5 protein-coding genes are annotated in these 7667 nt (G+C 37.8%); 2 read left to right on the top strand and 3 right to left on the bottom strand.

The features are described 5' to 3' along the window. Positions 1-54: 54 nt before the first annotated feature. Positions 55-975: a hypothetical protein gene (locus tag VKY50_RS00425; RefSeq protein WP_324297709.1), complete on the top strand. Its 921-nt coding sequence runs from the start codon at positions 55-57 to the stop codon at positions 973-975. Between the two features lie 37 nt (positions 976-1012). Continuing rightward, the gene (locus VKY50_RS00430) at positions 1013-2557 is read left to right on the top strand and encodes a glycine--tRNA ligase (protein ID WP_324297711.1); all 1545 of its coding nucleotides are present in this window, start codon (positions 1013-1015) and stop codon (positions 2555-2557) included. 98 nt (positions 2558-2655) lie between these two features. On the opposite strand, the gene VKY50_RS00435 is transcribed toward VKY50_RS00430, so the two are convergent. From VKY50_RS00435 to VKY50_RS00445, 3 genes are all read right to left on the bottom strand, one after another. Next, positions 2656-4776, bottom strand: a complete 2121-nt coding sequence (locus VKY50_RS00435; protein WP_324297713.1) for a TonB-dependent receptor family protein — start codon at positions 4774-4776, stop codon at positions 2656-2658. 77 nt (positions 4777-4853) lie between these two features. Then, on the bottom strand, positions 4854-5288 hold the full coding sequence (locus VKY50_RS00440) for a hypothetical protein (RefSeq protein ID WP_324297716.1): 435 nt from the start codon (positions 5286-5288) through the stop codon (positions 4854-4856). Positions 5289-5408: 120 nt separating this feature from the next. Beyond that, the coding region (locus tag VKY50_RS00445; RefSeq protein WP_324297718.1) for a TonB-dependent receptor at positions 5409-7667 on the bottom strand (2259 nt) is incomplete at its 5' end.

Genomic DNA, 7667 nt, shown 5'->3' on the forward strand with positions numbered 1-7667 from the left:
GCAACCCTAAACAAAACTTTAATCATATTATTCTGAAAAAATCCATAGCGTGTAATGAGTGCTACTAAAAAGCAATTAGGACAAAAAATAATCTTAGGAATTCTTCTGTTGTGTATTGGAGCACTAACCCTATTTTCATATTTCAACTTTGTTGAAAGTGAAGAAAAAGTATCGTTTCTGGAAAACGCTAAGGGAATGATTGTCGAGGATCTACAACATATCCAAACGGATCTCAATAAACTCGCTCAAGAGAATGAAGCTCATATACAAGAAATCGAACACAGCCGCAAACGCATTGCTTTGTTAATTGATTCCATTTCAATGCTTGAGGTGGATTATCAAATTCTCGGGCGCTACCGTAGAGAATTGGCTGAAATTCGAAAAGAAAATAAATATTTACACAAACTTTCTGACTCGGTACAACAACAAAATATTCTGTTGACCAAAGAGGTAGATAGTACCAAATTACGCTATATTGAACTCGAGCGTTATTCGAATGCCTTAAAAAGTGCTAATGAGAATCTAACTCAATTCAATGATTCCTTAATCCATGAAAACATTGCCTTGGCCAAGAAAATTGACAAGGAGCAATCCCTTTTAGTTTCCACCCTGTCTGGTATGGCTTACAAAGTACGTTCTAATGGAAAGGTCATTGAAACCGATCGTGTGAATCGCGCTGAACGTCTGAGAGTTTGTTTTAACATCGCACCAGGAACCCTTATTAAACCTGGAGAACGTGAATTTTACATTCAGTTTATCGATCCTAACAATAGAATTCTAGGCCAGGTACAAAACTTGAAATTCGGGGAGAAAACACTCACCTTTAGCAAAAAGATTGTGATCGATTACAATAATAAACCTTTGGGTATCTGCGACTACATTATCGTAAAAGACTTAGAAACTTCTGGAGATTACAGGATCAATATATTTTATAACGAAAATTTGTTAGCCTCTTCTACTTTTAAGCTGAAATAGAATTTCTTATTCCTGAAAAAAGGCATATTTTTGCCCCATGGCAAATCAAGATGATCAATTTAAAAAAGTAATTGCCCATGCCAAGGAGTATGGGTATATTTTTCCTTCTAGTGAAATTTACGACGGTTTAAGTGCTGTATATGATTACGCACAAAATGGCGTTGAGCTTAAAAAAAATATTAGGGAATATTGGTGGAAGGCCATGGTACAAATGAACGACAACATTGTCGGGATTGACGCCTCCATTTTAATGCACCCCACCACTTGGAAAGCTTCAGGACACGTGGATGCATTTAACGATCCTCTTATCGATAATAAAGACACTAAAAAAAGATATAGGGCTGATGTGTTAGTTGAAGATTACATCGCCAAAATTGAAGCTAAAATTGAGAAAGAAGTTACCAAGGCAGCGAAGCGCTTTGGAGATCGTTTTGACAAAGAACAATTTTTAGCGACAAATCCTAGGGTTTTAAACTATGCAGAGCAAGCCAAAACCATTTCAAAACGCTTAGGGCAATCATTAGAAAATGATGACTTGGCCGATGTTAAAGCTCTTATTGAGGAACTCGAAATCGCGGACCCTGAAACGGGAAGTAAAAACTGGACAGAGGTCAAACAGTTTAACCTAATGTTCGGAACCAAACTAGGAGCCTCTGCAGATCATGCAATGGATTTATACCTTCGTCCGGAGACCGCTCAAGGAATTTTTGTAAACTTCCTAAATGTTCAAAAGACGGGAAGAATGAAAATTCCTTTCGGAATTGCACAAACGGGTAAAGCTTTCAGAAATGAAATTGTAGCGCGTCAGTTTATTTTCCGTATGCGAGAATTTGAACAAATGGAAATGCAATTCTTCATCAAACCAGGCACTCAAATGCATTGGTATGAGCATTGGAAAGAAGCACGTTTAAAGTGGCATTTATCTCTTGGGCTTGGGGAGGATAATTACCGTTTTCATGATCATGAGAAATTAGCGCATTACGCAGATGCTGCTACCGATATTGAGTTTAGATTTCCTTTTGGATTTAAAGAATTGGAAGGGATCCATTCAAGAACAGATTTCGACTTAGCAAATCACGAGAAATTTAGCCACAAAAAATTGCAATACTTCGATCCTGAAGAGAACAAGAGTTATGTGCCATATGTCCTTGAGACATCCATTGGTATCGACCGTATGTTCTTAGCCGTATTTTCCAATGCACTACAGGAAGAAGAACTAGAAAATGGAACCACAAGGACAGTCTTGAAAATACCAGCAGTTTTAGCCCCTACCAAAGCGGCTATTCTTCCGTTGGTTAAAAAGGACGGACTGCCAGAGGCTGCAAAAGAAATCTTCGAGGCTTTGAAATGGGACTTCCATGTTACCTATGATGAAAAAGATGCTGTGGGAAGACGTTACCGTCGACAAGACGCTGCTGGAACACCATTTTGTATCACTGTAGATCACCAAACATTAGAAGATCAAACAGTCACTATTCGACATCGGGATACTATGGATCAAAAACGTGTTCCTATCCCAGAACTAAACCAAATCATTGGTCAAGAAGTTTCTATGAGTAACTGGTTAAAAAAGATACAGTAATCTCAAGGATTTCTATATCCAAAAAATATTAGCAAAAGAAAACCCTAAGAGCTTTAAAACTTTTAGGGTTTTCTTTTCTATTTATTTGAACATTCATCCTACTTAAACTGATAGGTTAAAGCTAGACCTCCGTAATAATTAACGGGTAATCCAGGGTAATAATAACGTGGCTGCGCATTGCCAAATCCAACAGCATTCACAAGAATAGAAGAAGCATATTTTTCATCAAGAAGGTTATCCACGCCAAAAGTTACTTTCATTTGTAAACCCTCTACCAACACCCTTTGGTAACCTGCCTTTAGATTGATAACAGTGTAGGATTTATTATAGAGCGTATTGGCATCATTTAACGGTGTTTGTCCCACATGCTTTAGGGCCGTTGAGAAGAACAATCCTATAGGGTCATTTATAAGTAAACCTGCTGCCAAGATGTTTTCTGGGACTCCCGTTAATTTGTTTCCAGAATAGTCAATATCCTCGCTTATAAATTCCTCAAATTCATGATGGTTGATCGTGAGATTAAGATAAGGCTTAAAAAGCAGCCGTTTAAATATTTTCCCATTGTAATTGGCTTGAAATTCTATCCCCTTATGAGAGACTTTCCCAGCATTTCTACCAATATATTGATCTTCACCAACACGATCCGAAACAAGAAGATTCTCCACATCCATATAATAAAGAACAAGGGACAAATCCAACTTATGATTTAAAAGACTGTGAAAAGTTGCAATTTCATAATTCCAACCTGTCTCTGGTCCAATCTGTGGATTAATTACACCATCTGGAGTCAAGGTTTCTTCCAAATTCGGAATGTTATACCCATAACTTAAGTTACCGTTGAGCTTCCAGTTGGAACTTACCTTATAACCTACACTTAAACTTGGTGCCCAAACTGCATCAAAGTCTCTTTTGGCATTTTTGTTGGCTTGGCCAGAATTAAAGTAATCTCTAAAGCTATAAGAGCTGCTATTTAAATGCAAGCCCGCCGTAAAGGTCCACTGATCCACAAAAATATCCCAACTCATGAAGGCATTCCAGCGGTTTCGGTACTCTTTATTATCACTCAGTAATTCTCCAGCCAAAGATCCAGCTCCGTTATTTTGCTCATATAAATTCTCTAACGTCAACCAATGGTAGGTGTCATGGTACCACTCCATGCCAACCTCGAAAGTGTTTTTAATCGGCAACAACTCCAAGGAGCCCAGAAAAGAAGTACGAAACCCATAGCTATTGGAGAACTCATCTAAAATATTAAATGGTCTAGGCTCATAGTGATCCAAATAGGTATAAAACATTGCTGTCTTATTCTTTAGTTCATTTGAGATGCTATGAATATAACTTAGCCCAACAGTGGTTATCTTATTATCCTCATATCCCCTAGCATCTCCCCAATTAGAAGCGGCGACACTTGGATCGTTTTCCAAATCTGACTTACTAATTGAACTTGCAATATGAGCAGTGTAATTTAATTGTTGAAACAGTAGTTGTAATTCATTTTTGGAATTCAGGGCCAGACCTGCATCCAACATAATCATGCCTCTGTCATAGGCACTGTTCTCTCTAAAACCATCGGTTTCTAAATGATCATGAAATAAATTAACGTTAAAGTCCTCGCCTTGGTGATTAAAACTCAAACTGTTTTTCAAAAGACCAAACGATCCAACATTAAAACTTTCTTTTAGAACGGTAGTATGAGGCGCAGCCCGTTTAGTATACAATAACATTGCGCCCCCTAAATTCGCGCCGTACAGGCTTGCCTTTGGCCCACTGATCAGATCTATATTTTGAATCGTTTCAGGATCATAGATATTGAAGGTTGTTTCCCCTATCCCACTGGTGATCGGAATACCGTTATAATAGGCTTGGATCTTGGAGGTACCATAAGGTGTCCGAGCTCCAACACCTCGAACGGTGAGCCTATTGGTTCCCATTCCACCAGAAAACACATGTACACCCGGGATTTCATTAAGCACCTGTGTTAGCCCAGTAGGAGAATATTGAGCAATACGTACTGTATCCAGATTCGAATATAACACAGCTGGGGTAAGGCGTTTATTACGCCTGGATTCTAAAACAACCTCCGATAGTGTATCACCATGGTTTTGTCCAAATAGCATTATATTGCCCCCAAAGAGTACAATAGAAGTTGTAATGGTTAAAATTACTTCACTGGATTTGGTAAGAAATCTAGCAAACAAAGGTGCAAGATAAAATCGCATAAATTAAAAAAAATAAGCATGATGCTTTTAAATTACACCATGCCTATTGTTGTATTATATTAACTCACTCAGTTCATTTAATCAAACCAGATCATGTAAGGGATTCTTAGAAGAATAAGAACCAACCCTATACCATAGCCAATAGCTATTCGTTTAAATTTAGGTTTGGCCTCCAACACTTTTTTATGTTTACTCCAGCCAATGGTTATTAATGCTACCGCAATCAGGTTGATAAAAGGATGTTCTACAAGTACCAAACGTAAAAAACTATCCCCCATCACTCCTCCTGCCTTCCAAGAAGCAAAATAAGGACTGGTAAAATAAAGGAGTAGTCCTAAAACTATTTGAATGTGGGTAAAGATCAACGCAAAAAGACTTATTCTAAAGTCCTTGGTCAAACTGAACTCCTTATTATTAAAATATCCATTTAAAGCATTTAAAACCGCTACCAGCAGTATAAACAGGGTTAAATATGCCCAATAAGAGTGTAATAAATTAAGTGTAGAGTACATGAGTATATTTTATTTTAGTTATCAAAAGTACGCAATTAAGTGCAGACTTATTCACTGAAAAGATACAAAAAACCCCGGACTTTAAAGCCCAGGGTTTTAAGTATATTTTTAGGTGTTTTTTCAGAAGTTGTAACGAACAGCTAAGTTCCAAGTCAAGCCATTTCCATAGAAATACCCGTAACTGTCTTTTTGGTTGATGTACTCCGTATCAAATAAGTTGTACACGTTACCTCTTATGCTGATATCATCTCCACCAAATTGGAATTTATAAGTAGCTCCAAGATCAACTAGGGAGTATGCATCCAATTTTTCTGGTTGATACGTTTGGCCTTCCAAGGAGAAGCTAGCTACATCCTCTGCGTCAACAAAACCATATAGATTTGCATAGTGATTCCAGTCTGCATCCACCGTAAATCTATCTGGGACGATGTCAATCGAAGTTCCTAAACCAAATGTAGTTTGAGGAGCTTGACCAACCTTGGTACCAGTTAAATCAACTTCAAAGGTATCAACAAGGCTATTGTCAATTTCATCAATGATAAATACAGGAGATGATCCCTCATACTTCCAGTCTCCCAAGGTGAAATACCCTCTTAACATAAACGTATTTACAGGTCTCCATTTTCCGTCGATCTCAATACCTTTGTGTAATTGACCAATATTGGTAAATCTAATTAAAGCGTCTGCAACAGTCTCGTATTCTCCATTAAAGGATTGAAATCTGTTATCCCAGCTGGTGTAGTATGCATTAAAGCTACCCACAAAATTTCCTAGTTGTAAGCGATATCCAGCTTCAAGTCCAATAATTTCCTCATTGTCTACTTTTGGATCTGCCAATTGTGTATTATCATCATATGATGGAAAAATATTGTCTAGGAAAGGTTGTCTTGAATAATTTCCAGCATTGGCATAGATAGTATGTCCTTCGGTAAAGGTCCAAGAAGCACCTCCTTTTAAATTATAACCAGTTCTATGGATCTTTTCTGATTTTTTAGGATTGTCAAAATCAAAATTCCCTCTATCTTCCCGTTGGTACGATTGGTTAGAAATTGCTCCCTGAATGAAAGCACTAAAATCGTCTTTTGCATATTCTGCTTGACCAAAAACACCTTGATAATTGATGTTCTCAGAGTAATCATAGTCTATTCTCTGATCTTTGTCAGCATAATCGAAAAGAGCGGCCCAAGGATTAGCATCATAGGTTTGCGTTACAATATAATTATCTGGACGGCCACCAATAGGCTCTATTCTTCCTTGTAGTCCGAGTAAGTCACTGATTTGTCGAAAGTGATCTCCCTTATAAAAGCGAACATCCGCACCAACATTAAATTTTAAATTATTTTGTGTATCGTACTCATAGTTCGCTACAGTTCCGTACCATGCATGATTATTTACAGAACTTCTCAACATAGTTCCATTACGTCCTTCACTAAGTCCCTCAGGCATCCTTGAATTGTATTGTCTTATATAATCCCAGTCAATTTGACCATTATTATACAAATAAGCTCCGTCAGTTCTAGAATCACCATTATCAACATAAGAAACGCCATTTCCATAATCTCCAGTTCCACCTCCACGTCCGAAAGAAGCATAAACTACAGCCGATAGGTTAGATTTTTGCGAAATTGTCCAGTCCCAGTTAAGATTTAATACAGGCTTATGGTAGTAGTTTCTTCTTAATGAGAGGTAATTATAGTCACCAGAATTATCTCTATAGAATCCATAGTTATTATTGTATTTGATCCCGTACCGATCGTATAAATCTTGTCCTTTAGAGAAGTTTTGATCGTGCCACTGAGGCGCACCTGTCAATAAAAAGTTGAAGTTATGGTCACCGGCTTGCTTCCCAACAGAAAAGAAATAGTTCTGACCTTGTCCTTTAGTACCATAAGCATATTTACTATGTGCTTGCCAATGGTCTACTAGAAAAGAAAAGCCCCATCCTTTATCACTGATTCCAGTGTTGTAGGCAGCTGTTGTCTTGAAGTAACTTCCATTACCTACCATAAATCTTGCAAATCCACCTTTTTTCATTTCAGTGGTTTTGGTAACGATGTTCACAGTACCTCCCACTGAAGAGATAGCAAGTTTAGAAGATCCAAGTCCTCTTTGAATCTGAATGCCTTGTGCGATATCAGACATCCCAGACCAGTTAGACCAATACATATTACCATCTTCCATACCATTAATTGGCTGACCGTTCAGTAAGAATGCGGTGTTAGTTTGATCAAATCCTCTAACAAACATTTGAGAATCTCCAAAACCTCCAGCTTGGTTTGAAACATATACTGAAGGAGTGTTTTTCAAAATCTCTGGAAATTCAACATTCCCCACTGCTTTGGTTTGAATTTCTTCCACACCTACGGTTGAAACCGCGAT

The sequence above is a fragment of the Galbibacter sp. genome, from assembly GCF_035306585.1.
GTDB lineage: Bacteria > Bacteroidota > Bacteroidia > Flavobacteriales > Flavobacteriaceae > Galbibacter.